The organism is Streptomyces sp. TSRI0107 (assembly GCF_001905845.1).
Lineage (GTDB): Bacteria > Actinomycetota > Actinomycetes > Streptomycetales > Streptomycetaceae > Streptomyces.
Genome location: NZ_LIVZ01000001.1, coordinates 16,525 through 41,793, shown reverse-complemented (window position 1 = coordinate 41,793; position 25,269 = coordinate 16,525). Strand labels below are relative to the sequence as shown.

At 72.1% G+C, this 25,269-nt stretch carries 18 protein-coding genes; 11 read left to right on the top strand and 7 right to left on the bottom strand.

Going from position 1 to position 25,269, the window contains the following annotated elements:
- The first annotated feature begins 44 nt into the window (after window positions 1–44).
- Window positions 45–1,601 carry a hypothetical protein gene (locus AMK31_RS00165; RefSeq protein ID WP_073938200.1) on the top strand — a complete coding sequence of 519 codons (1,557 nt, stop codon included), beginning with the start codon at window positions 45–47 and terminating at the stop codon, window positions 1,599–1,601.
- Between the two features lie 33 nt (window positions 1,602–1,634).
- On the opposite strand, the gene AMK31_RS00160 is transcribed toward AMK31_RS00165, so the two are convergent.
- Window positions 1,635–2,048 carry an organic hydroperoxide resistance protein gene (locus AMK31_RS00160; protein ID WP_073938199.1) on the bottom strand — a complete coding sequence of 138 codons (414 nt, stop codon included), beginning with the start codon at window positions 2,046–2,048 and terminating at the stop codon, window positions 1,635–1,637.
- A 121-nt stretch (window positions 2,049–2,169) separates the two neighbouring features.
- On the opposite strand from AMK31_RS00160, the gene AMK31_RS00155 reads away from it, so the two are divergent.
- Complete coding sequence (locus tag AMK31_RS00155) at window positions 2,170–2,649, top strand: MarR family winged helix-turn-helix transcriptional regulator (RefSeq protein ID WP_107468477.1); 480 nt, start codon at window positions 2,170–2,172, stop codon at window positions 2,647–2,649.
- Here AMK31_RS00155 and AMK31_RS00150 read toward each other — a convergent pair.
- The gene (locus AMK31_RS00150) at window positions 2,591–4,114 is read right to left on the bottom strand and encodes a glycosyltransferase family 39 protein (protein ID WP_073938197.1); all 1,524 of its coding nucleotides are present in this window, start codon (window positions 4,112–4,114) and stop codon (window positions 2,591–2,593) included. The two genes, AMK31_RS00155 and AMK31_RS00150, sit on opposite strands and share 59 nt — an antisense overlap.
- 290 nt (window positions 4,115–4,404) lie before the next feature.
- Here AMK31_RS00150 and galE point away from each other — a divergent pair, with 290 nt between their 5' ends.
- Both galE and AMK31_RS00140 read left to right on the top strand, forming a co-directional pair.
- Window positions 4,405–5,385 carry a UDP-glucose 4-epimerase GalE gene (gene galE / locus AMK31_RS00145; RefSeq protein ID WP_073938196.1) on the top strand — a complete coding sequence of 327 codons (981 nt, stop codon included), beginning with the start codon at window positions 4,405–4,407 and terminating at the stop codon, window positions 5,383–5,385.
- A 10-nt stretch (window positions 5,386–5,395) separates the two neighbouring features.
- Complete coding sequence (locus AMK31_RS00140) at window positions 5,396–6,340, top strand: ADP-ribosylglycohydrolase family protein (protein WP_073938911.1); 945 nt, start codon at window positions 5,396–5,398, stop codon at window positions 6,338–6,340.
- 10 nt (window positions 6,341–6,350) lie between these two features.
- Here AMK31_RS00140 and AMK31_RS00135 read toward each other — a convergent pair whose 3' ends face one another.
- Entirely contained in the window at window positions 6,351–6,977 is a 627-nt protein-coding gene (locus tag AMK31_RS00135; RefSeq protein ID WP_073938195.1) for a TetR/AcrR family transcriptional regulator, read from the bottom strand.
- A gap of 169 nt (window positions 6,978–7,146) precedes the next feature.
- On the opposite strand from AMK31_RS00135, the gene AMK31_RS00130 reads away from it, so the two are divergent.
- From AMK31_RS00130 to AMK31_RS00115, 4 genes are all read left to right on the top strand, one after another.
- Window positions 7,147–8,082 (top strand): ABC transporter permease, encoded by a 936-nt coding sequence (locus AMK31_RS00130; RefSeq protein ID WP_073938194.1) that lies wholly within the window; start codon window positions 7,147–7,149, stop codon window positions 8,080–8,082.
- Complete coding sequence (locus AMK31_RS00125; RefSeq protein WP_073938193.1) at window positions 8,075–8,959, top strand: ABC transporter ATP-binding protein; 885 nt, start codon at window positions 8,075–8,077, stop codon at window positions 8,957–8,959. Before AMK31_RS00130 ends, AMK31_RS00125 begins: the two co-directional genes overlap by 8 nt.
- 123 nt (window positions 8,960–9,082) lie before the next feature.
- Window positions 9,083–11,284: a CDP-glycerol glycerophosphotransferase family protein gene (locus AMK31_RS00120; RefSeq protein ID WP_073938192.1), complete on the top strand. Its 2,202-nt coding sequence runs from the start codon at window positions 9,083–9,085 to the stop codon at window positions 11,282–11,284.
- Window positions 11,281–12,969: a glycosyltransferase family 2 protein gene (locus tag AMK31_RS00115; RefSeq protein WP_073938191.1), complete on the top strand. Its 1,689-nt coding sequence runs from the start codon at window positions 11,281–11,283 to the stop codon at window positions 12,967–12,969. The genes AMK31_RS00120 and AMK31_RS00115 overlap by 4 nt, the downstream gene beginning before the upstream one ends.
- 90 nt (window positions 12,970–13,059) lie before the next feature.
- Here the strand turns inward: AMK31_RS00115 and AMK31_RS00110 are convergent, their stop codons facing one another.
- Complete coding sequence (locus AMK31_RS00110) at window positions 13,060–17,997, bottom strand: NAD-glutamate dehydrogenase (RefSeq protein WP_073938190.1); 4,938 nt, start codon at window positions 17,995–17,997, stop codon at window positions 13,060–13,062.
- A 540-nt stretch (window positions 17,998–18,537) separates the two neighbouring features.
- Here AMK31_RS00110 and AMK31_RS00105 point away from each other — a divergent pair.
- Window positions 18,538–19,104, top strand: coding sequence for a DJ-1/PfpI family protein (locus AMK31_RS00105; protein ID WP_073938189.1), 567 nt, complete (start codon window positions 18,538–18,540; stop codon window positions 19,102–19,104).
- 111 nt (window positions 19,105–19,215) lie between these two features.
- Here AMK31_RS00105 and AMK31_RS00100 read toward each other — a convergent pair whose 3' ends face one another.
- Window positions 19,216–19,884 (bottom strand): HAD family hydrolase, encoded by a 669-nt coding sequence (locus tag AMK31_RS00100; RefSeq protein WP_073938188.1) that lies wholly within the window; start codon window positions 19,882–19,884, stop codon window positions 19,216–19,218.
- A gap of 59 nt (window positions 19,885–19,943) precedes the next feature.
- Window positions 19,944–20,459, bottom strand: coding sequence for a DUF6912 family protein (locus tag AMK31_RS00095; protein ID WP_073938187.1), 516 nt, complete (start codon window positions 20,457–20,459; stop codon window positions 19,944–19,946).
- A gap of 306 nt (window positions 20,460–20,765) precedes the next feature.
- Between AMK31_RS00095 and AMK31_RS40840 the strand changes: the two genes are divergently transcribed.
- Complete coding sequence (locus tag AMK31_RS40840) at window positions 20,766–21,449, top strand: Rv3235 family protein (RefSeq protein ID WP_073938186.1); 684 nt, start codon at window positions 20,766–20,768, stop codon at window positions 21,447–21,449.
- Between the two features lie 71 nt (window positions 21,450–21,520).
- On the opposite strand, the gene secA is transcribed toward AMK31_RS40840, so the two are convergent.
- On the bottom strand, window positions 21,521–24,364 hold the full coding sequence (gene secA, locus AMK31_RS00085; protein ID WP_073938185.1) for a preprotein translocase subunit SecA: 2,844 nt from the start codon (window positions 24,362–24,364) through the stop codon (window positions 21,521–21,523).
- Window positions 24,365–24,649: 285 nt separating this feature from the next.
- Between secA and AMK31_RS00080 the strand changes: the two genes are divergently transcribed.
- Window positions 24,650–25,228 carry a GNAT family N-acetyltransferase gene (locus tag AMK31_RS00080; protein WP_073938184.1) on the top strand — a complete coding sequence of 193 codons (579 nt, stop codon included), beginning with the start codon at window positions 24,650–24,652 and terminating at the stop codon, window positions 25,226–25,228.
- The last annotated feature ends 41 nt before the right edge of the window (window positions 25,229–25,269 follow it).

The following is a 25,269-nucleotide window of genomic DNA, read 5'->3' as shown; positions in this document are numbered from 1 at the left end:
AACATACGACAAATGTCCCGAATGCTTACTCCTCACCCGGCTCGATGAGCGCCGGAGTGCTCCTCCGGCGGCGCCCGCGCGGTGCGACGGCGCTGCGCGGCCGGGTCTGGCGGCCCACCCCGTACCAGGTCTTCGGCTTTCTGTTCTGGCTGGTGATGTCGCTGGCGTACTGGCGGGTGCCGCTGTGCTGTGACGCCGGACAGCACGCGGCCGTCGTCGAACGCCTCAAGGCGGACCTGCTCGACCCGCGCCACCCCACGGCGGACCTGCCGGGCGCGGGCAGCCCGTACTACTCCCCCTACGCCGTCCTCCAGGGCGCCTTCGCGCGACTGACCGGGATGAGCGGCTGGGAGGTGGTGAAGCTCTCCGGCCCGCTGAACCTGCTGGTGGTGCTGACCGGCCTGAACCGCTTCGTGCGGGTGCTGACGCCCCGGCCGTGGGCGCCGGTGCTGGCGCTGGCCGCGATGGCGCTGCTGTGGGGCGTCGAACGGGCCTGGTGGAGCGGCTATCTGGCGCTGATGTCGATGACCGGCACGCTGGGCTACCCGTCGGCGTTCGCGATCGGGCTCGCCTTCTGGGCCTGGGCCTGGACCGGCGCGCGGGCCCGGGACGGGCGGCCGGTGCGGTTCGTCGGGCCCAGCGGCCTGCCGAGCCTGACCGGGTACGCGGCGCTGGGCGCGCTGTACGGGCTGATCCTGCTGGTGCACCCGATCACGTCGGTGGCGGCGGTGCTGGGCGGGCTCGCGCTCGTGGCGGGGTGGCAGCGGGGATGGCGGCCGGCGGTGGCGGGGCGCTGGGCCCTGACCTGCGTCACGGCCCTGCTGGTCGGCATGGCCTGGCCGTACTTCGACGTGCTCGCGCTGACCGGCGACACCAGCGTCGACGCCATGCACCGGCGGCTGTACCTCGACCTCGGCGGCCAGTTCGGCCTGGCCCTGGTGGGGCTGCCCGCGCTGCTGCTGCGGGCGCGCCGCGAGTCCTGGCGGGACCCTCTGGTGCTGATGTTCGCGCTGGAGGTGGCGGTGGTGGCGTACGGCTGGTTCAGCGGCCACTACACCTACGGGCGGATCCTCGGCCTCACCCTCGTGCCGCTGCAGTTCGCGCTCGCCGTCGAGCTCGCGGCGCCCCGGCCCTGGCCGGTGTGGCGGCGGCTCCTCGCGGCGGTCACGGCGGTCGCCGCCTGCGTCGGGTTCCTCACCGTGCACGCGGGGGCGGTCGTGCCCCGCTCGCTGGACCCGGTCGGCTTCCGGCAGCCGCCGCGCTGGCCGTCGTACGACTGGGCCGCGCGGCACATCCGGCCGGGCGAGGTGGTGATCACCGACGGGTACTGGGCCGTGCACGCGATCGCCGGGTACGGCCCGAACCTCGCCGCGCCGGCGTGGCCCGACGCGGCGCTGGACGAGTCCGAGCGCCGGCGGCGGGTCGCCGACGTGGCGGCCTACCTCGCCCCGGACTCGACCCGCGCCGAGCGCACCGCCGTCGCCCGCCGCTACCACGTGCGCTGGCTGCTGCTGACGCGCTGGCGCGAGGTGCCCGAGGAGGCGGTCGTGGTGGCGTGGAGCCGGCGGACCGGGGAGGTGCTGGCGCGGATCACGGGGTGAGGCGGCGGCCACCCCCGGGGGGCTGCCCTGCGACTACTCGACGACGATCTCGACCGGGATGTTGCCGCGGGTCGCGTTGGAGTACGGGCAGACCTGGTGGGCCTGCTCGACCAGCTTGCGGCCGGTCGCCTCGTCGACGGTGTCGGGCAGCTCGACACGCAGGGTGACGGCGAGCGCGAAGCCCTCGCCCTGCTTGCCGATGCCGACCTCGGCGGTCACCGCGGCGTCGCTGACGTCGACCTTGGCCGCTCGGCCGACGAGGCCGAGGGCGCTGCCGAAACAGGCGGCGTACCCGGCGGCGAAGAGCTGCTCGGGGTTCGTGCCCTGGCCGTTGCCGCCGAGCTGCACCGGCATGGCCAGCGGCAGGTCCAGCGTGCCGTCGGAGGAGACGGCGCGGCCCTCGCGGCCGTGGGTGGCGGTGGCGACGGCGGTGTAGAGCGCGTCCATGGATGAACCATCCCTCTCGGATCGGGTGGCGGCGGTTCGGTCCGGCCGCCGCACGACCACAAGTAGAGCACACAATTAAGTTGTGCACAACTAAATGGCTCACCAGAGCTACCCTGGGAGCATGACCAGCACGCCCGCGGACGACTGGCTCCGCCTGGACCGCCAGATCTGCTTCTCCCTGAACGCCGCCTCACGCGCCTTCAACGGCGTCTACCGGGTGATCCTCAAGGACCTCGGGCTGACCTACCCGCAGTACCTGGTGATGCTGGTGCTCTGGGAACACGGCCACCTGCCCGTCAAGCGCCTCGGCGAGCATCTGCGGCTCGACTCCGGCACGCTGTCCCCGCTGCTCAAGCGCCTGGAGGCGGCCGGGCTCGTGCACCGCGAGCGCAGCACCCGCGACGAGCGCTCCGTCGAGGTCCGGCTCACCGCGGAAGGCGCCGCCCTGCGCGAGCGGGCGGCGGAGGTACCGCGGCGGATCGCCGCCGCGACCGGCTTCGGCATCGAGGAGATCGGCGCCCTGCGGGCCCGCCTCGACCAGCTCACCGAGGCGCTGGACGCGGCGGCGGAGACGGAGGCCAGGGCGGCGGCGGCACGCTAGGGGGTGTCTCGGCGCCGGCGTTCCGCCTGACGTACAGACGGAACGTCACCCCGCCGCACACCTCGCGCGTGCGCGGCACGAACTCCTCGCCGACCACCGCCAGCTTGGCGCGCTCGACCGGGTCGCGCGGACGCCAGCGCGCGCCGAGGGCGTACGACTCCGCCACCACCCAGACCCGGTCCACCCCCGCCAGCCTGCGCCGCAGCTCCGGCGCGGTCAGCTCACGGCCGTACAGCGTCCCCGACTGCGGCCCCGGCACCGCGAGCGCCATGTCCCACGCCCGCCGGAAGCCCTTCGGATAGGCCAGCGCCGCCCGCCGCCCGATCGACGGCAGGAACAGCACCGGATCGCCGGGGCGCAGCGAACGGGAGGCGAGCGCGGAGACCGCCGCGAGGTCGTCGGCGCGCTGTGCGAGGGTGCGGTGCTGACGGTGCAGGGGGAGCTGGTGGGCGAAGACGAGGGTGACGGCGAGGACTCCGGCGAGCGCCACGGCCGGGCAGGAGCCACGCGAAGAAGGGCGGCACAGCGCCCGCACGACGCGGTCCGCGCCCGCCGCCGCCAGCAGCGGCGCCCCCGCGAGGGCGTACAGCACGTACCGGTCGTCGTACATCGGCCGCACCTGCGACACGCCCATCAGTACCGTCGGCGCCACCACCGCCAGCGGCAGCGCCACCCGTACCAGCGGCGACCGGCGGATCCCCGTCAGCGCGACGGCGACGAGCGCCAGGTACGCCCACAGGACGGGGCCCGACGACCCGGCGAACTGCCGCAGCAGCCGCTCGGCGTTCCCCCACCGGGGCGCCGTCAGCCACCCCACCTGCGCCGCCTGCCCCTGCGCGAGCAGCGCCAGCGGGGCGAGCACGAGCAGCGCGGCGCCCGCCGCCACGCCCCATCCGCGCCACACCCGGCCCGGCACCCGCGCGAGCGCCAGCGTCACCGCGTGGGCGAGGAGCAGCAGCGCGGCGAACATGTGCAGCAGACAGGTGACGGCGACGACGGCCCCGTACGCCGCCCATGCGCGTCGCCACGGCCCGGCGGCACCCCGCTCCATGCCCCGCGCCAGCAGCAGCGTCGCCCCGGCGGCACCGGCCGCGACCAGGGCGTAGGAGCGGGCCTCCTGCGCGTAGTGGCCGGCCAGGGGGGTGGCCGCGTACAGCAGTCCCGCCCACAGCCCGACCCGCGGCCGGGCCAGCCGCACCCCGAGGGCGGCGACCAGGCCGGCGGTCGCGGCGGCCGCGCAGACGGACGGCAGGCGCAGGACGACCTCGCCGGGGTGGAGGGCGAGGACGGGGCGCACGAGCAGGTAGTACAGGCCGTGCACCGCGTCCACGCTCTGCACCAGCCGCCAGATCTGCGGCACCGACCGCCGCGCGACCTGGAAGGTGACGGCCTCGTCCCGCCACATCCCGCCGCGGTCGAGCCCCCACAGGCCGACGGCGAGCATGGCGGCGACGGGGATGGCCACCGCCAGGAGGCGAGCGGAAGGACGGGCGGAAAGGCGGGTGGGAAGTCGGATGGAAACGTGGGTGAAAAGTGATGGTTTGCTGCTGTTCTCCATGCGCGACACAGAGCCGATTTTGTACTATTAACCTCCTTTTCCAGGTGATTGACGGCTGATTGACGGCTGATTGACGGCGACCCGCCGCTACAGGGCGTCACATCCACGTCACACCACGGCCATTCGCCTGCTTCACTGTGTCCGGAGGACACCCACCGGGCACCAGCAGGGGCCAACTGACGAGGGGACAGCCGCATATGACCTGGCTGATCACCGGCGGCGCCGGATACATCGGGGCGCACGTCGTACGGGCGATGACCGAGGCGGGCGAGCGGACCGTGGTCTACGACGACCTGTCCACCGGCATCGCCGAACGGGTCCCGGACGGCGTACCGCTGGAGGTCGGCTCCACGCTGGACCGGGAGCGGCTGAGCCGGGTGCTCGCCGCGCACGGCATCACCGGCGTGGTGCACCTCGCGGCGAAGAAGCAGGTCGGGGAGTCGGTGGACCTGCCGCTGCACTACTACCGGGAGAACGTGGAGGGCCTGCGCGTCCTGCTGGAGGCGGTCACCGCGGCCGGGGTGCCGTCCTTCGTGTTCTCCTCCTCGGCGGCCGTGTACGGCATGCCGGACGTGGAGCTGGTCACCGAGGAGACGCCGTGCGCGCCGATGTCGCCGTACGGCGAGACGAAGCTGGCCGGGGAGTGGCTGGTCCGCGCGACGGGCCGGGCGACCGGCCTCTCCACCGCCTCCCTGCGCTACTTCAACGTGGCGGGCGCGGCGGCCCCCGAACTGGCCGACACGGGCGTCTTCAACCTCATCCCCATGGTCTTCGAGAAGCTGACCGAGGGCGCGCCCCCGCGCGTCTTCGGCGACGACTACCCGACGCCGGACGGCACCTGCGTACGGGACTACATCCACGTCGTCGACCTGGCGGAGGCCCACGTGGCGGCGGCCCGCGCGCTGGAGGAGTCCCCCGGTCGCGACCTCACCCTCAACATCGGGCGGGGCGAGGGCGTCTCCGTGCGCGAGATGATCGACCGCATCAACGCGATCACCGGCTACGGCCGTCCTCCGACCGTCACTCCCCGCCGCCCCGGCGACCCGGCCCGGGTCGTCGCCTCCGCCGAGCGCGTCGCCACCGAGCTGGGCTGGAAGGCCAAGCACGACGTCCAGGACATGATCACGTCCGCGTGGGAGGGCTGGGTGCGGCTGCACCCGGAGGCCGCGCGGGACTGACGTGCGCGAGATGACCGGTCTCCTGCCCGAGCGTGCCGTGGGTGCCGTCGTCGGCTCCGCCGTCGGCGACGCCCTCGGCGCCCCCTTCGAGTTCGGCCCCGAGGGGGCCTTCACCGCCCGCTTCCCGCAGCCGGGAGGGGGCGGCGAGATGTGCGGAGGCGGCGGCTGGGACCCGGGTGAGGCGACCGACGACACCCAGATGGCCGTGCTCGTCGGGGAGTCCCTGCTGGAGTGCGGCGGGCTCGACCTGCCGGACGTGTTCCGGCGGTTCCAGCGCTGGGCGGCGGCCGAGCCGAAGGACATCGGGCTCCAGACGGAGGCGGTCCTCGGCAGCGGCGACCCGTGGGACACGGCCGCGGCACTCCACTTCCGGACGAATCAGCGCGCGGCGGGGAACGGTGCGCTGATGCGGGCCGCCACCTCCGGCGTGCACTTCGCCGGCCGGGGCCGCGACGCCACCATGGACGCCGCCCGCCGGCTGGCCGCCCTCACCCACGGCGACCGGGCCGCCTGGGAGGGCACGGCGATCTTCCACGAGCTGCTGCGCGTCGCGCTGACCGGGGGCGACCCGCTGGCCGCCCTGCCCGGCACCCTGACGGCCGTGCACCCCGGGCACCGCGAGCGCTACGCCGTCGTCCTCGACCCCGACTGGCACCCCGGCCTGGCGACCGAGTTCAACGGCGCCGTCTGGCCCTGCCTCGGCTCCGCCGTGTGGGCCGTACGCACCACGTCCTCCTACGAGGACGCAGTCCGCGCCGCCGTCGACCTCGGTGGCGACACGGACACCGTCGCCGCGGTCACCGGCGGGCTCGCCGGAGCGGTGTACGGGGCCGGCGCGATACCCGAGCGGTGGACCGAGCCCCTGCACGTGCCGCTGCCCGGCTTCGGGGAACGGGTGCTGCGGGCCGCCGGGCTGAGCGAGCTGGCGCTCCGGCTGGCCGGCCGACCGGCCTGACCGGGCGGCGTCAGAGCGCCTTCAGGGCCTCGGCGGTCGCGTGCGACAGCGCCGCCAGGTAGCCCCTCGGCAGCTTCGGACTGCGGATCACCACCGAGCGCCAGTACAGCGGGCCCGAGATCAGGTCCAGCGCCAGCTCTCCGTCGACGCCCTTGCGGACCTCGCCGCGCTCCTCCGCCGCCGCGACGATCCGCAGCGCGACACCCTCCTGACCGTCCCGCAGCGCCTTCTGCATCGCCTCGGCGATCTCCGGGTTGCGGGCCGCCTCCGCCTGGAGGTCGGGGATGATCTGCGAGGCGACGGGGTGGCGCAGGGCCCGGGACGTCACCTCGTACAGCAGCCGCAGGTCCGACTCCAGGGAGCCGGTGTCCGGCGCGGGCAGGCCCTGCACGGCGATCGCCGAGACGATGTCGAGCACCAGGTGCAGCTTGGAGCGCCAGCGGCGGTACACGGCGGTCTTGCCGACGCCCGCGCGGCGGGCGATCCCCTCGATCGACATCCGCGCGTAGCCGACGGACGCCAGTTCCTCGAAGACGGCCGCGCGGATGGCTTCCGTCACGTCCTCGCGGAGCACCGCCGCGCCTGCGGGGGCCCGGCGGCGCGGACGCGGCTGGGGGGCGTCGGCGTTCGTCGTCATGCGGACAGCATAGGGCGCCGCGACGAAACGGTTGCGTTCCGACGCTCCGACGACTTACGCTCCCGTTGCGACGATACGGTCCCGTCCCGACGTAGAGCTCGCACCGAACACCGAAGCCAGTAGCGGAAAGACCTCCGCACCCTTCCCCCCCCGACCGAAAGCAGCGGATGTGAGCCAGGTCCTCGACACACCGCCCCCCACACCGGCCCGGACCACCACCCCGGCCCCGGCCGGCGACGACCTCGCGGCCCTCGCCGCGCGCCACGGCCTGACCGTCAGCGGCGCCCGCCCCTCCCTGCCCCAGTACGTCCGCAGGCTGTGGGCGCGGCGCCACTTCATCGCCGCGTTCTCCACGGCGAAGCTCACCGCGCAGTACAGCCAGGCGAAGCTCGGCCAGGTCTGGCAGGTCATGACCCCGCTGCTGAACGCGGCGGTCTACTACCTGATCTTCGGTGTGCTGCTGCAGACCAAGAAGGGCGTGCCGGACTACGTGCCGTTCCTGGTCACCGGCGTGTTCATCTGGACGTTCACCCAGAGCTCGATCCTGGCCGGCACCCGCGCCATCTCCGGCAACCTCGGCCTGGTCCGCGCCCTGCACTTCCCGCGGGCCGCGCTGCCGATCTCCTTCTGCCTCCAGCAGCTCCAGCAGCTGATGTTCTCGATGGCGGCGCTGATCGCCATCCTGCTGATCTTCGGCGTGCCGCCCACCGCGTCCTGGCTGCTGGCGTTCCCGGTGCTGGTCCTGCAGTTCACCTTCAACGCGGGCGTCTCGATGATCCTGGCCCGGGTCGGCGCCAAGACCCCGGACGTCGCGCAGCTGATGCCGTTCGTGCTGCGGACGTGGATGTACGTGTCGGGCGTGATGTGGAGCATCGACCACGTCCTGAGCGCGCACACCGACCTGCCGTCGTGGGTGACCCCCGTCCTCCAGGCCAACCCGGCCGCCGTCTACATCGACCTGATGCGCTTCGCGCTCATCGACAGCTTCCAGGCGGGCCAGCTGCCGCCCCACGTGTGGCTGCTCGCGACGGGCTGGGCCCTGCTCGCCGGGGTCGGCGGTTTCATCTACTTCTGGAAGGCTGAGGAGACGTACGGCCGTGGCTGACAACGTGAGCGAGAAGATCCCCACCGTCATCGCCGACCGCGTGGACATCGTGTACCGCGTCAACGGCACCGGAGCCGGCCGCGGCACCGCGACCGCCGCCCTCAACCGCATCCTGCGCCGCAAGCAGAGCGAGAAGGCGGCCGGCGTGCGCCGGGTGCACGCGGTGCGGAACGTGTCGTTCGTGGCGTACAAGGGCGAGGCGATCGGCCTGATCGGCACCAACGGCTCCGGGAAGTCGACCCTGCTGAAGGCGGTCGCCGGACTGCTCCCGGTGGAGAACGGCCGTATCCACACCAACGGCCAGCCCTCCCTCCTCGGCGTCAACGCGGCCCTGATGAACGACCTGACCGGCGAGCGCAACGTCCACCTCGGCGGGCTGGCGATGGGCATGTCGCGGGAGCAGATCAGGGAGCGCTACCAGGAGATCGTCGACTTCTCCGGGATCAACGAGAAGGGCGACTTCATCACCCTGCCGATGCGCACGTACTCCTCCGGCATGGCCGCCCGGCTGCGGTTCTCCATCGCCGCCGCGAAGGACCACGACGTGCTGCTCATCGACGAGGCGCTGGCCACCGGCGACCGCTCCTTCCAGAAGCGCTCCGAGGCCCGTATCCGCGAGCTGCGCAAGCACGCCGGCACGGTCTTCCTCGTCAGCCACAACAACAAGTCGATCCGCGACACCTGCGAGCGGGTGCTGTGGCTGGAGCGCGGCGAACTGCGGATGGACGGGCCGACGGAGGAGGTCATGAAGGAGTACGAGGCCTTCACCGGGGACAAGACCGCCAAGCCGAAGCCGAAGGCCAAGCCGAAGCCGAAGCCGGTCGCGGCTCCCGAGGAGGCGAAGGCCGGCGAGGGGGCGAAGGCCGGCGCTTCCTGAGCCCGTTCCGGCCCTCCCCGCACCGACCGGGTCAACCCCGTTTAACCCTTTCATCGTTTTAGTGCCACGATGACCGATAGGTCATCACCGTGTGAGGCCCCGAACGCGTGAAGGGAGTCCGCCGTGCCACCCGAGCTCAGCGTCGTCGTACACGGCCCGAACACTCGAGGCCATCTGACCGGCCTCCTCGACTCCCTGACCGCCGACCCGGCTCCCGGGGCCGAGGTGATCGTGGCCGCGGTCGGCGACTGGGCCCGGGAGACGGCCCGGGAACACGCCCCCGGCGCGGTGGTCGTCCCGCTGCCCGACGGCACCGGCGACGCCGCGGCCAGAGCGGCGGGCGCCGCGCGGGCGGCCGGACGGTGGCTGCACTTCGTCCCCGCGAGGGACGGCCTCCCCGCGGGCGCCGCCGCCCTGCTCGCCGCCCGCGCCGCCGAACTCCCCGACACGGTGGACGTGCTGCTCTTCGACCACGTCCGCACCACCTGGCGGACCTCCGGCAGGCCGTCCGCCGACAGCCGCCTGCTGGCCCGCGCGGGCCGCGCCGAGACCGCCCTCGACGACCTGCCCGACCTGCTGCGGCTGGCCCCGCTCGTCGGCAACCGCCTCATACGTGCGGACCACTGGCGCGCCCACGCCGACGACCTCGCCGCCGACGACGAGGCGTACGCCGCCCACACCGCCCTCCTCACGGCCACGCGGATCGCCTGCCTCAACCACCCCGCGCTCGAACACCGCGAGCTGCGCCCGGAGAGCCTCCCGCCACGCACCCTCGACGACCACCTGGCCGCCCTGGAGCGCTACGAGGCCCTGCTGGACCGCGCCCGCTCCCGTACGGCGCCGCACGGGGTCCTGTACCACCTGATGGTCCGCGACAGCCTGCGCACCTTCGTCCGCGCGGGCATGCCGGAGCAGGACGCCCGCGCCTACTTCCACCGCGCCTCCCAGGCGGCCGTCCGCCACCGCCCCGAGGGCCTGCGCCACCCGGCCGGCCCCGAGGGCCTGCGCCGCAGCCTCCTGGAGACGGACGGCTACGCCCGCTACCGCGCCCTCCAGACCGCCAACCACGCCCGCCGCGCCGGCCGCAAGGCCCTCCGCGCGGGCAAACGGCAGCTCGGCACGCGGGTCCGCGCCCACCAGTACCGCAGGGCGCTCGCCCGCCCGGTCGACCCCGGCCTGGCGGTGTTCGCCGCGTACTGGCACCGCGGTGTCGCCTGCAATCCCGCCGCCATCGCCGCCAAGCTCGCCGAGCTGGCCCCGCAGATCCACCCGGTGTGGGTGGTCGCCGCCGACCGCGTGGGCCTGCTGCCGCCCGGCACCGACCATGTCGTCGTCGGCAGCAGCCGCTACTGGGAGGTGCTGGGACGCGCGAAGTTCCTGGTCAACAACGTCAACTTCGCCAACGCGGTGGTGAAGCGACCGGACGCCGTGCACCTCCAGACCCATCACGGCACCCCGCTGAAACGCATGGGCATCGACCAGATGAGCTACCCGGCCACCGCCCAGGGCATGGACTTCAACGCCCTGCTGGCCCGGATCGACAAGTGGGACTACAGCCTCTCCGCCAACAGCCACACCACCCGCATGTGGGAGCGCGCCTACCCGTCCCGGTTCGTCTCCCTCGACCACGGCTATCCGCGCAACGACGTCTACTACGGCGCGACCGCCGCCGACATCGCCGCGATCCGCGCCCGCCTGGGCATCGCCCCCGGCCGCCGGGCGATCCTCTACGCCCCCACCCACCGCGACTACGAGGCCGGCTGGACCCCGCGTCTGGACCTCGTCAGGCTCGCCGAGCAGCTGGGCGAGGACACGGTGCTGCTCGTGCGCGCCCACTACTTCCACGACGGCGCGGTGTCCCCGCTCACCGGCCTGCGCCGCGCGGGCCGCGTCCTCGACGTCTCCGCCTACGACCCGGTCGAGGACCTGTGCCTGGCCGCCGACGCGCTCGTCACCGACTACTCGTCGATCATGTTCGACTACGCCAACCTGGACCGGCCGATCGTCATCCACGCCGACGACTGGGAGACGTACGTGGCGACCCGCGGCGTCTACTTCGACCTGATGGCCGAGGCCCCCGGCCCGGTGACCCGCACCCAGGCCGAGCTGACCGCCGTGCTCACCTCGGACGCCTGGCGCGACCAGGACGCGGCCAAGGCCCGGTCGGTGTTCCGGCGCCGGTTCTGCGAGTTCGACGACGGACACGCCGCCGAGCGGGTCGTACGCCGGGTCTTCCTCGGCGAGCCCGAGGAGGCGCTGCCGCCGGTCGTCCCCGTCGACGACCGCACCCCCGCCCCGAATCCGCAGGAGGCGACCGCGTCATGAGCCAGGCAGTCCCGAAGGCTCCCGAAGCCCCCGACGTCACGGTGACCGTCATCGTCTACAACGACGCCGGACGCCTCCCCCGCGCGGTGGCCTCCGTGCGCCGCCAGACCCACGCCAACATCGAGATCGTCATCAGCGACGACCACTCCACGGACGCCACCCCCGAGGTGGCGCGGCGGCTGGCCGCGGAGGACCCCCGCGTCCTGCATCTGCGCCTCGACCAGAACAGCGGCGGATGCGGTGTGCCGCGCAACCGTGCCCTGGAGATCGCCCGCGCGCCGTACGTGATGTTCCTCGACAGCGACGACGAGCTGCCGCCGGACGCGGTGGAGCTGCTGCTCGCCGCGCACCGGGAACGGGACGTCGACTTCGTGATGGGCGCGGTGGAGCGGGTCCGCGCGGACACCGGGAACCGCTCGCGGTGGATGCCGCACCTGGTGGCCGAGCGCCGCACCGTGCCCGGCATCGCCGCCGAACCCCGGCTGTTCTTCGAGCACCTGGCGACCAGCAAGATGTACGCCCGCTCCTTCCTCGACCGCCACGAGCTGCGCTTCCCCGAGGGCATCCACTACGAGGACCAGCTGTTCTCCGCGCAGGCCTACTGCCTGGCCCGCGCCTTCACCGTCATCCCGCAGCCGGTCTACCGCTGGTACATCGCCCCGCTCGCGTCCGCCGACACCGCCTCCATCTCCAACCAGCGGCACAAACTCGACAACGTCCGCGACCGCGTCCACGTCCAGCGGCTCGTCGACGACTTCCTGGCCCGCAGCGGGCACGCCGCGCTGTACGAGGAGAAGGACTACAAGTTCCTCAAGCACGACTTCCGGATGTACGCCGGTGACCTGCCCTACCGTGACGAGGAGTGGCTGGCGGGGTTCGCGGAGATCGTCAACCCGTATCTCGCGACACTCACGCCGGGCGCGTACGCCCGTCTCCCGCGCCCCGAGCGCGTCGTGCTCCAGCTGGTGCGCGACCTGCGCCTGCCGGAGGCCCGGCTGGCGGCACGCGGCCTGGGACACGCGGTCGGCCCGCGCGACCTGGTCACGGACGAGGAGGGCCGTACGTACTGGGGCGACCGCCTCCCGGAGAACGCCTGGGGCCGCCGCGAACTGGACCTGACCGACCTGGCCCCCGACACCTGCCCCTTCCCCTTCGCGCTGCTCCGGCACGAGGTCGTCGAGGTCGCGCCCGGCCCCGGCGCCTCCGTGGATCTCACGGTCCGCACCTACGACCCCGCCCTGCGCCTCCCCCTGGGCCCGCAGGCCGCCACCCTGCTCCTGTCCCCCGGCCGCCGGCGCATGAGCGTGCCGTTCCGCCTGTCCCCGGTCGGTCCGGGCGTCTACGAGGGCCATGTCCACCTGGACCTGGCCGCCGCCCCGATCCCGCTGCACGGCTTCGACGGCGCCCGCCACCCCGTGCTGCGCCTGACACACCAAGGGCTCCACCACAAGGGCGTCCTGCTGGCCCCCGAGACCTTCACCCCGATCACGGCCCGCGTCGAGTACCACTCCGGTGCCGCCCCGCACCGGATCAGGGTCGAACCGGAGGAACGCGGCACGGGCCGCCTCCAGGTCCGCTGGCGCCCGGTGGGCATGACCGCGCGGGTGGTGCGCCCGGTGGTACGGCGCATGGCGCGGCCCCGGGTGCGGCGGGCGGCCCGCCTGCTGGCGAGCGCGCTGCGCTGAGCGCTGGGCAACGAAAAGGGCGCCCCGGACCTGTGAGGCCCGGGGCGCCCTCTCACGCCGTACGCCTACGACGTCGTAGACCTCGTACGCCTACGCGTGCGACCGCAGCAGCGTGCGCATCGTCCGCATCGCCACCGACAGGTTGGCGAGGTCGAAGGCGTCCGAGCTCTGGATCTCCTCCAGGGTGGTGCGGGCGCGGCCGAGGATCGCCGCGTTCCGCTCCTGCCAGCCCTCGAACCGCTGCTCCGGCGTGGACGTGCCGTTGCCCACCGTCAGCACGTCGGCCGTGAGGGCGGCGTGCGCGGCGAACAGGTCCTCGCGGATGGCCGCGCGGGCCATGGACTGCCAGCGGTCCGCGCGGGGCAGCTCGATGATGCGGTCCATGAGCTGGGTGATGCCGAGGCGGTCGGCGAGGTCGTAGTAGACCTCGGCGACGTCCAGCGGCTCCTTGCCCATGCGGTCGGCCACCGAGACGATGTCCAGCGTCGGGAACGCCGAGGAGAACCCGGCCACCCGCGTGGCCAGCTCGTCCGGCACCCCGGCGTCGGTCAGCTCGTCGTGGATCTTCTGCCACCACTCCAGGTCCGCGCCGCGCAGCAGCTTCGGCAGCTCGTTCCAGACCTGCTCGACCCGCTCCGCGAAGAACGAGACGGTCTCGGCGAGCTGGAGCGGCTGCGGCCGGTTGTTGAGCAGCCAGCGCGTGCCGCGCTCCACCAGCCGGCGGGAGTGCAGCCGGATCCGGGTCTGGACCTCGGCCTCGACCTTGTTGTCCAGCGCCTCGACCGCGTCCCACACCGGCGCCGAGCGGAAGATCGCGCGGGCCGCGGTCTGCGCCCGGACGATCTCCTCCAGCGACGCGCCGGTCTCCTCGCGCATCCGGTGCAGATACGTCGTACCGCCGGTGTTGACCGTGTCGTTGACCAGCACCGTCGTGGTGATCTCACGGCGCAGCGGGTGGCTGTCGATGTACTGCGGGAACTGCTCGCGCAGCGCCGTCGGGAAGTACGCGTACAGCAGGCTGCGCAGGTACGGGTCGTCCGGCAGCGAGGTGTGCAGCAGTTCCTCGGCGACCGTGATCTTCGTGTACGCCAGCAGGACGGCCGTCTCCGGGCCGGTCAGGCCGTGGCCGCTGCCGAGGCGCTCGCGGATCTGGCGGTCGGTCGGCAGGAACTCCAGGGCCCGGTCCAGGTGGCCCTCGCGCACCAGGTGGCGCAGATAGCGCTGCTGGGCGTGGAGCATGTCCTTGGACTGGGCGAGCGCGTTGGCGATCGCCGTGTTCTGCGCGTAGTTGTTGCGCAGCACCAGCCGGCCGACCTCGTCGGTCATCTCGGCGAGCAGGCGGTTGCGCTGCTTGACGGTCATGTCGCCGTCCGTGACCAGGCCGTTCAGCAGGATCTTGATGTTCACCTCGTGGTCGGAGGTGTCCACACCCGCGCTGTTGTCGATGGCGTCGGTGTTGATCCGGCCGCCGTGCCGCGCGAACTCGATCCGGCCGAGCTGGGTCAGACCCAGGTTGCCGCCCTCGCCGACCACCTTGACGCGCAGGTCCTGGCCGTCGACGCGGATGGCGTCGTTGGCCTTGTCGCCGACGTCCGCGTGGGACTCGGTGCTGGACTTCACGTAGGTGCCGATGCCGCCGTTCCACAGCAGGTCCACCGGCGCCTGCAGGACCGCCTTCATCAGGTCGGCCGGGGTCATCTTGGTGACCTTGCCCTCGATGCCCAGCGCCTCACGGATGTGCGCGTTGACCGGGATCGCCTTGGCGGTGCGGGGGAAGACGCCGCCGCCCGCGGAGATCAGGTCGGTGTTGTAGTCGGCCCAGCTGGAGCGGGGCAGCTCGAAGACGCGGCGGCGCTCGGCGTAGGAGACGGCCGCGTCCGGGTCGGGGTCGATGAAGATGTGCCGGTGGTCGAAGGCGGCGACCAGGCGGATGTGCTCGCTGAGCAGCATGCCGTTGCCGAACACGTCACCGGACATGTCGCCGATGCCGACGACCGTGAAGTCCTCGGTCTGCGTGTCCACGCCCAGCTCGCGGAAGTGCCGCTTGACGGACTCCCAGGCGCCGCGCGCGGTGATGCCCATGCCCTTGTGGTCGTAGCCCGCGCTGCCGCCGGAGGCGAAGGCGTCGCCGAGCCAGAAGCTGTACTTCTCGGCGACCTCGTTGGCGATGTCGGAGAACGTCGCGGTGCCCTTGTCGGCGGCGACGACGAGGTAGGTGTCGTCCTCGTCGTGCCGGACGACGTCGGCGGGCGGCACGACCTCTCCGGCCACCATGTTGTCGGTGATGTCGAGCAGTGCCGAGATGAACGTCTTGTAGCTGGCGATGCCCTCGGCCAGCCACGCGTCGCGGTCGACGGCCGGGTCGGGCAGCTGCTTGGCGACGAAGCCGCCCTTGGCGCCGACCGGCACGATCACCGTGTTCTTCACCATCTGCGCCTTGACCAGGCCCAGGATCTCGGTGCGGAAGTCCTCGCGCCGGTCCGACCAGCGCAGACCGCCGCGCGCGACCTTGCCGAAGCGCAGGTGCACGCCCTCGACGCGCGGCGAGTACACCCAGATCTCGAACGCCGGGCGGGGCGCCGGCAGGTCCGGGATGGCCTGCGGGTCGAACTTCATCGACACGTAGTCGTGCGGCGTGCCGTCCTCGGTCTTCTGGAAGAAGTTGGTCCGCAGGGTCGCCTTGATGACGGTCAGGAACGACCGCAGGATGCGGTCCTCGTCGAGGCTCGCCACCTGGTCGAGCGCCGCGTCCAGCTCCTCCAGCAGGGCGTCGACGATCTCGTGCCCGGCGCGCTGCCGCTCCGGCGACATCCGCGCCTCGAACAGGGAGACCAGCAGCCGCGTGGTGTGGACGTTGTCGCGGAGGGTGTCCTCCATGTAGTCCTGGCTGAACGTGGACCCCGCCTGCCGCAGGTACTTCGCGTACGCCCGCAGCACCATGGCCTGCCGCCAGTTCAGCCCGGCACTCAGCACCAGCGCGTTGAAGCCGTCGTTCTCCGCCTGGCCGTTCCAGGTGGCGGCGAACGCGTCCTGGAACCGCTCACGGGCGTCGTCACTGGCGTAGGCGCCGTCCGCGCCGCCGCTCTGCGGCTTCGGCATGCGCAGGCCGAAGTCGTAGATCCAGGCGACCCGGCGGTCCGCGCCGCGCAGCTCGTAGGGCCGCTCGTCCATCACCTCGACGCCGAGCCGGTTGAGGACCGGCAGCACCGCGGACAGGGAGACGGCGTCGCCCTTGCGGTAGATCTTGAAGCGGCGCTCGTCCGGGCCGGCGCCGACCGGCTCGTACAGGCTGAGCGCGAAGTTCTGGTCCTCGCCGAGACGTTCCAGCTGGGCGAGGTCGGCGACCGCGCTGCGCGGGCTGTGGTCGGCCTTGTAGCCCTCGGTGAAGGCGTTGCCGTAGCGGCGCAGCAGCTCCGCCGCGCGCTCCTCGCCGAACTCGGCGTTCAGCGCCTCCGCGAAGCCGTCGGCCCAGGAGCGGGTGGCCTCGACCAGGCGGGCCTCGATGCGCTCCTTGTCGGCGTCGGACAGCTGCGGCAGCTCGGTGCCCTGCGGCACGCGGACCACGAAGTGCAGCCGGGACAGGATCGACTCGGTGTTCCAGGCGGTGAAGTCGACGCTGGTGCCGCCCAGTTCCTCCTTGAGGATGTCGATGATCCGCAGCCGCACGCCGGTGGTGTAGCGGTCGCGCGGAAGGTAGACGAGGGCGGAGTAGTAGCGGCCGTACTCGTCCTGGCGCAGGTAGAGCCGCAGGCGCCGGCGCTCCTGGAGGTACAGCACGGAGGTGACGATGGCCTGGAGCTCGTCGACCGGCGTCTGGAACAGCTCGTCGCGCGGGTACGTCTCCAGGATCTGCAGCAGGTCACGCCCGTCGTGGCTGTGGGGCGAGAAACCGGCGCCCTTCAGCACCGCGTCGACCTTGCGGCGGATCACCGGCACCCGGCGCACGGACTCGGTGTAGGCGGCGGAGGAGAACAGTCCGAGGAAGCGCCGCTCACCGACGACGTTCCCGTCCGCGTCGAACTTCTTGACGCCGATGTAGTCCAGGTACGACGGCCGGTGCACGGTGGCCCGGCTGTTCGCCTTGGTCAGGACCAGCAGCTTGTGCTCGCGCGCCTTGGCGCGGGCGTCGGCGGGCAGCCGTTCGAACGACGGGCTGACCGGGTGCTGGTCGTCTCCGGCGTGGTGCGGGTCGGAGCGCAGAATACCGAGGCCGGTTCCTGGGACGGCGGCGAGGGAATCGTCGTCGCGCAGCTGATACTCGCGGTAGCCGAGGAACGTGAAGTGGTCGTCGGCCAGCCAGCGCAGCAGCTCGCGGGCCTCCTCGATCTCCTGCCCGGGCAGGTCGCCGGCGATCGGCTCGTCCGGCAGGCCCTCGGCGATGCGCACGGCGGCGTCGCGCATCTTGCCCCAGTCCTCGACGGCCTCCCGCACGTCGGACAGCACCCGCAGCAGATCGACGGTGATCTGCTTCAGGTCCGCGCGGTCGGTCTCGCGGTCGATCTCGACGTGGATCCAGGACTCGATGTGCGCGTCGTGCGGCAGGTCACCGGTGGGACGGGTGGGCAGCACCTCGATCAGCCGGCCGGTGACGTCGCGGCGCACGACGATCTGGGGGTGGATGACGACATGGATGCCGCGTCCCTGCCGGGTCAGCTCGTTGGTGACGGAGTCGACCAGGAAGGGCATGTCGTCGGTGACGACCTCGACCACGGAGTGGCTGCAGGTCCAGCCGTTCTCCTCGACGGTCGGGGTGTGGACGCGCACGTTGGCCGTGCCCTGGGGGCGGTTCTCGGCCAGTCGGTAGTGGGAGTAGGCGGCTCCGAAGACGTCGACCGGGTCACGGTCGGCGAGGTCCTCCGGGGCGGTGTGCAGGTAGTAGCGCTGGAGGAACGCGAGCACGGCCTCCCGGTCGGGGGTGCCGTGTTCCGTCGTCCCAGTCGGTAGGTGCCCCCCGACCGGGCTGTTCTCAGCTACCCGGGCGGCCCTGTCGAGCAGCTCGGCCTTGGCTTCGTCCAGCTTGGTCTGCATTGTCCTCTGGCTCCTGTCGCGCGCCGTTGCGTGACGTAGAAGGAAGTACGGTCTCTGCCCTTCGGGCGTGGCGCCGAGACGCGGGGTGTCCGGTCTGGTTCGACGCTATGCCGCGAGGTGAGATGAGCGGGGGGTAATCGGCCATTTCCGACGCGTACGACGCCTTGGCGGGGGCCTCGAACGCCCCGACCCGCCCGTGAAGACCAGCGACCACCGCCCGGTCACGGATGTCGTCCGTGCGTCCCGGGCGCAGGGCAGGGGCGACGATGCCCCCGCGAACTATCGCGCTGATCACGCCACCAAGGCTATCGCTCCTTACCGGGGGCCCGTCATGAGCCGTATGTGTACAAAACCAGGCCGGGAACTTTGACAGTCTGCACAGTCCCGGGCGCTCGGCCGCAGGCAGTCGCGCGCTGTCGCGCGGCGCCGGGACGCCGGTCTCGGCGCCGGGGTGCCTCAAAACCGGCGCGTCCTCTTGGCAAGACCGCACCCGCGAGTGCACGTTGCCCCTGACGCCAACCCGGACGGGAGCCGCCCGACATGCCCGCCAAAGTCCTCATCCTCACCGGCGACGCCGCAGAGTCCCTCGAAGTCCTGTACCCCTACCAACGCCTCCTCGAAGAGGGCTACGAGGTCCACATCGCCGCCCCCACCCGCAAGAAGCTCCGGTTCGTGGTCCACGACTTCGAACCCGGCTTCGACACGTACACCGAGAAACCCGGCTACTCCTGGCCCGCCGATCTCGCCTTCTCGGAGGTCGACCCCGGCCAGTACGCCGCCGTGGTCATCCCCGGCGGCCGAGCGCCCGAATACCTCCGCAACGACCCTGAACTCCGCAAGATCCTCAAGTCCTTCTTCGATGCCGACAAGCCCGTGGCCCAGATCTGCCACGGCCCCCTGATCACCGCGGCGGTGGACGGCCTCCGCGGCCGCCGCGTCACCGCGTACCCCGCGCTGGAGCTGGACATGCAGTCCGCCGGCGCCACTTTCCAGGACGCCGAGGCCGTGGTCGACGGCACCCTCGTCTCGTCCCGCGCCTGGCCGGACCACCCCACCTGGATGCGCGAGTTCCTGACGATCCTGCGCGCGAAGGCGCCGGTGACCTGACCGCGGCGGTCACCTGACCGCGGCGAACACCTGACCGCGGCGGTCACCGGACCGGGATGCGGCCGCGCACCGGTCACCCGACCGGGGGTGCGGCCGCACCAGGGCCGCGCCTCAGGCCGCCGCCAGCCGCTCCGCCTCCGCGACCGCCTCCTGAAGGGTGTCCACCACCGGCACGCCCGCCGACTCCAGGCTGCCCCGGCTGTGCGACCCCCCGGTGTACAGCACGGCCCGCGCTCCGACGTGCAGCGCGGCCACCGCGTCGTCCGCGGCGTCGCCGATGACCACCGTCCGCTCGGGGTTCACCCCGGCCAGCGCCGCGAGATGCCGCACCATGTGCTCGGCCTTGCTGCCCCCGGAGGGCCCGGTGCGCCCGTCGACGCGTATGAAGTGGCTCTCGATCCCGAAGCCGCGCACCAGCGGCACGAGGTCGTCGTGCCCGTACATGCTCAGGATCGACTGGCTCCGCCCCGCCGACCGCCACCCCGCCAGCAGCTCCACCGCGCCCTCGGTGAGCCCGCACCGCACCCGGTGCTCGGTGTAGTACCGGTGGAAGGTCCCGTCCATGACCTCCCACTCCGCGTCCGTCGGCAGCCGCCCCATCAGCCGCTCGTAGAACTTCGGCACCGGCACGCAGTACAGCGCCCGGTACTGCTCCAGCGTGATCGGCTTCAGCCCCAGCTCGGCGAACGCCGCGTTCGTCGCCCCGATGATCGCGTCATTGTCGTGGAACAGCGTGCCGTTCCAGTCCCACACGATGTGCGCGGCTTCCAGCTTCCCCATGCCGAAAACCGTACCCGCCGGCACTGACAATCAAGAGAAGCCCAGGTGGAAAGGGGGTCTCAGCGGCCCTGCCCGACCAGGTTCGGGATCTCCTGCGTCGCGAACCACAGCAGCTCGTGGTCATCGGCCCCGTCCACCACGAACTGCGCGTCGTCGTCCCCGCCGTCCGCCGCCTCGAGCGCCTGCACGGCCGCGGCCACGTCCGCCTCCGCGTCCTCCGCGTCGACGTGCACGGAGGCCGCCTTGGCCAGCGGCACCGCGCCGGCCACCCGCACCTCGCCGAGCGCCGCCGGGTCGAGCGCCCGGTCGGGGTCGGCCACGGCCGCGCCGTCCGGTACGTCGACGGCGACCACGACCCGCCGGCGCGGTGCCGCGGCGTCCTCCGCGAGCCGCCGCAGCGAGGCGAGCGCGGCCCGGCCGAGCGCCGCGTACTCCAGTTCCTCGATGTCGTCGGACAGGTACCACTCGCGCAGCGCGGGCGTGACGGCGTAGGCGAGGAGCGGTCCCGCCCCGAGCTCTCCCGTCTTGTACGCCTCGGCGAGACCAGGGAGGGTCAGGGGGACGTAGACGCGCATGGCTGGCCGCCTCTTTCGTGGTCGGAGGGCCCCGCAAGGCTTCGAAGAGCCTTCAGGATACGTGCGGGCGTCCCCTTTCGGGTCTCTGCCCGGGCCTTGCAAGCCGTCCACCCGAGGCCCGCGAATTCACCCGCCGCACCTCGCCCACCAGGCCTTTCCCCCTTGAGATCACCCAGATAAGTGAATGTTCCCGGGCCCCGACCCCGACTTGCGGAGTCCTTGCCGCCGGGTCCGCCGCCCCGTACAAGATCACCACCAGCAAGTTACCGCCCGGTATCTCCGGGCCCGGCGAAACACGGGGATCCCATGAACAAGGTCATGACCAGGGCCCAGCACCACCCCGCCGACCGCCCCGGCACCCGCCCTCCGAACCGGCGCGACTCCCGCCGGGACACCCGCCGCCCGGGCGCCAACCCGCCCCGCGCCTGGCGCCCGGGGTCTGCCGACACGGGCGCACCGGCACTTCGTACGGCGGCGCCCCTTACGCCGCCGCCCGGCGCCCGCCCCCAGACGCCCCGCACGGCGCCGCCCGGCACCCTTCCGCCCGCGCCCCACGCGCACCCCGCCGACGGCGTCCGCACGGCCGCACCGCACACACCGCACGCGCCCCTGAGGGTCCCGCCCCAGACCCCGCGCCGCCCGGTCCCGCAGCCCCGCCCCACCGACCTCTTCGCCGAACGTCTGCTGCTGGTCCTCAGCGGCCGGCGCCCCGTCCACTCGATGCTCGGGTACACGCTGGGACACGCCTACGACGACCTCACCCGGCTCGCCGAGACCGGCCCCCTGCGCTCCCCCGGCCCCCGCCCCGTGCTCCGCGACATCGGCTACTACGAGCCCCGTCCGGGCGCCTTCGAGGCCTTCGCCCGCATCCGCACCGGCGACCGTCTGCGCGCCATGGCCTTCCGCCTGGAACTGGGCCGGGACCGCCGCTGGCGCTGCACGGCCGTGGAACTGGACGGCCCGCGCCGCCCCCGCGCGGACGACGACTGACTGGCATGCCGAAGGGCCGGGCACCCGTGGGTGACCCGGCCCTTCGGCCCTACGACGACGCTACGGCGCCGTCACTTCTTGCGGCGCCGCCCGCCCTTGGCCTGCTTGCGCCGCTCCGCGCGGGTGAGGCCGTCGGCGGAGGAGCGCACCGGCTCGTCCTCGGCGAAGTCGCCCTCGATGGTGCCGCCCTCGCCGTCCACGGTCGGCGCGGTGAAGTGCAGGTTCCGCCGCTGCGGGGCCTCCAGGCCCTTGGCACGGATCTCCGGGCGGGCACCCGCCTGCGCCGGCACCGCGTCCTGCTTCTCCAGGTCGGCCACCGGCTTGGCGTCCTCGACCGGGACCTCCTCGACCTGCTGCTCGACCTGGACCTCCAGGTTGAACAGGTAGCCGACGGACTCCTCCTTGATGCCCTCCATCATCGCGGTGAACATGTCGAAGCCCTCGCGCTGGTACTCGACCAGCGGGTCCTTCTGCGCCATCGCGCGCAGGCCGATGCCCTCCTGGAGGTAGTCCATCTCGTAGAGGTGCTCGCGCCACTTGCGGTCGAGGACCGACAGCACGACCCGGCGCTCCAGCTCACGCATGATCTCGGAGCCGAGCTGCGCCTCACGCGCCTCGTACTGCTCGAGGATGTCGTCCTTGATGGACTCGGCGATGAACTCGGCGGTCAGGCCCGCGCGGTCACCGGCCGCCTCCTCCAGCTCCTCGATGGTGACCTTGACCGGGTAGAGCTGCTTGAAGGCGCCCCACAGCCGGTCCAGGTCCCACTCCTCGGCGAAGCCCTCTGCGGTCTCCGCGGCGACGTACGCGTCGATCGTGTCGTTCATGAAGTGCTGGATCTGCTCGTGCAGGTCCTCGCCCTCCAGGACACGGCGGCGCTCGCCGTAGATGACCTCGCGCTGCCGGTTCAGGACCTCGTCGTACTTCAGGACGTTCTTACGGGTCTCGAAGTTCTGCTGCTCGACCTGCGACTGGGCGGACGCGATCGCGCGGGTGACCATCTTGTTCTCGATCGGCACGTCGTCCGGCACGTTCGCCATGGACATCACGCGCTCGACCATCTGGGCCTTGAACAGCCGCATCAGGTCGTCGCCGAGCGACAGGTAGAAGCGGGACTCGCCCGGGTCGCCCTGACGGCCGGAACGACCGCGCAGCTGGTTGTCGATACGGCGCGACTCGTGCCGCTCGGTGCCCAGGACGTAGAGGCCGCCGAGCGCCTCGACCTCTTCCTTCTCGGCCTTGACCGCGTGCTCGGCACGCTCCAGGGCGGCGGGCAGGGCCGCGGCCCACTCCTCGATGTGCTCCTCGGGGTCGAGGCCGCGCTGGCGCAGCTCCGCCTCGGCGAGGTCCTCGGGGTTGCCGCCGAGCTTGATGTCCGTACCACGGCCGGCCATGTTGGTCGCCACGGTCACGGCGCCCTTGCGGCCGGCCTGGGCGACGATGATCGCCTCGCGGTCGTGCTGCTTGGCGTTGAGCACCTCGTGCTGGACGCCGCGCTTCGACAGCTGCTGCGACAGGTACTCGGACTTCTCGACCGACGTCGTACCGACGAGGATCGGCTGGCCCTTCTCGTGCTTCTCGACGATGTCGTCGACGACCGCCTCGAACTTCGCGACCTCGGTGCGGTAGATCAGGTCCGACTGGTCCTTGCGGATCATCGGCTTGTTCGTCGGGATCGGGACGACGCCGAGCTTGTAGATCTGGTGGAACTCCGCAGCCTCGGTCATGGCCGTACCGGTCATGCCGGAGAGTCCGGGGACTTCCTTGCCGTTGTGGTCGCGGCGCTTGTAGAGGCGGAAGAAGTTCTGGAGGGTGATCGTGGCGAGCGTCTGGTTCTCGTCCTTGATCGGCACCCCTTCCTTCGCCTCGATCGCCTGGTGCATGCCCTCGTTGTAACGGCGGCCGGCGAGGATACGGCCGGTGTGCTCGTCGACGATCATGACTTCGCCGTCGATGACGACGTAGTCCTTGTCCTTCTTGAACAGTTCCTTGGCCTTGATGGCGTTGTTCAGGTAACCGACGAGCGGCGTGTTCACCGACTCGTACAGGTTGTCGATGCCCAGCCAGTCCTCGACCTTGCTGACGCCGGACTCGTGGATGGCGACCGTGCGCTTCTTCTCGTCGACGTCGTAGTCGCCGGTCTCCTCGATGCCCTTGAGGGGCTGGCCGGCCTCGCCGCGCTTGAGGCGGGTGACCAGCTTGGCGAAGTCGCCGTACCACTTCGTGGCCTGGTCCGCCGGGCCGGAGATGATCAGCGGTGTACGGGCCTCGTCGACCAGGATGGAGTCGACCTCGTCGACGATGGCGAAGTTGTGGCCGCGCTGGACGAGCTCGTCCTTCGACCAGGCCATGTTGTCGCGCAGGTAGTCGAAGCCGAACTCGTTGTTCGTGCCGTAGGTGATGTCGCAGGCGTACTGCTCGCGACGCTGAGCCGGCGTCATGTTGGCGAGGATGCAGCCGACGCTCAGGCCCAGGAACTTGTGGACGCGGCCCATCAACTCCGAGTCGCGCTCGGCCAGGTAGTCGTTCACCGTGATCAGGTGGACGCCCTTCCCGGAGAGGGCGTTCAGGTAGGCCGGGAGCGTGCCGACGAGGGTCTTGCCCTCACCGGTCTTCATCTCGGCGACGTAGCCGAGGTGCAGGGCGGCACCGCCCATGATCTGCACGTCGTAGTGCCGCTGGCCGAGGACGCGCTTGGCGGCCTCCCGGACGGTGGCGAAGGCCTCGGGGAGCAGGTCGTCCAGGCTCTCGCCGTCGGCGTACCGCTGCTTGTACTCGTCCGTGAGGGCGCGCAGCTCGGCGTCGGAGAGGTCGACGAAGTCCTCTTCGATGGAGTTGACCTGGTCCGCGATGCGGTGCAGCTTGCGCAGGATCTTGCCTTCGCCTGCACGCATGATCTTCGAGAGGACGGACACGGGGGTTGGTCTCCTTGCCGGTCGGGCCTGGGACGGTCGGTTTTCCTTCTGACTACTGAGCAACGGCCATCGTATGCGAGGACCCGGCCGCGCCGGGAGGCCTGCCGCGACGACGGCCTTCACAAGGGACAACGTCCGCGCGTCGCGGATGGTGCCGCGCCCCGCAGACGAATTGCACGATTCGTGATCGCCCGCTCACCCATAGGGCGGCCCTCTCCACAGGGCGGCAGCCTCCATCGGGCGGCCCCCTCCTGCCGGGAAGCACGGATGGAGCAGAATCGGCCGATGGACCCCGTCACGATCCCCACCGCCCACCTGCTGCTGCGTACGGTCGGCCCGGACGACACGGACGCGGTGTACGCGGCCTGTCAGGACCCCGACATCCAGCGCTGGACCACGATCCCCTCCCCCTACCTCCCCGAGCACGCCCAGGCCTTCGTCGAGCAGCAGGTCCCCGACGGCTGGGCGACCTCCTCGATGTTCACCTTCGGCGCCTTCCTCCCCGACGGGGACCTCGCCGGCATGCTCGGCGTCACCATGCGCTCCCTGGGCACGGCCGAACTGGGGTTCTGGGCGGCCGCCCGCCACCGCGGCAACGGCTACATCACCGAGGCCACCGTGGCCGTCTCCCACTGGGCCTTCACCCACATCCCCGTCGACCGCCTCGAATGGCGCGCCGAGGTCGGCAACTCGGCCTCCCGCGCGGTGGCCCGGCGCGCCGGCTTCACCCTCGAAGGCACCCTCCGCGCGGCCCTCAACAACAACGGCGTCCGCCGCGACTGCTGGGTGGGCTCCCTGCTCCCCTGCGACCTCTCGCTGCCCTCGACGGCCCCCTACCTCCCGGCCCGTCCGCGCAGTTCCTGAGGAATCCGCAGCTCAGCCCCCGCTGTCAGTGCCACCGCCTA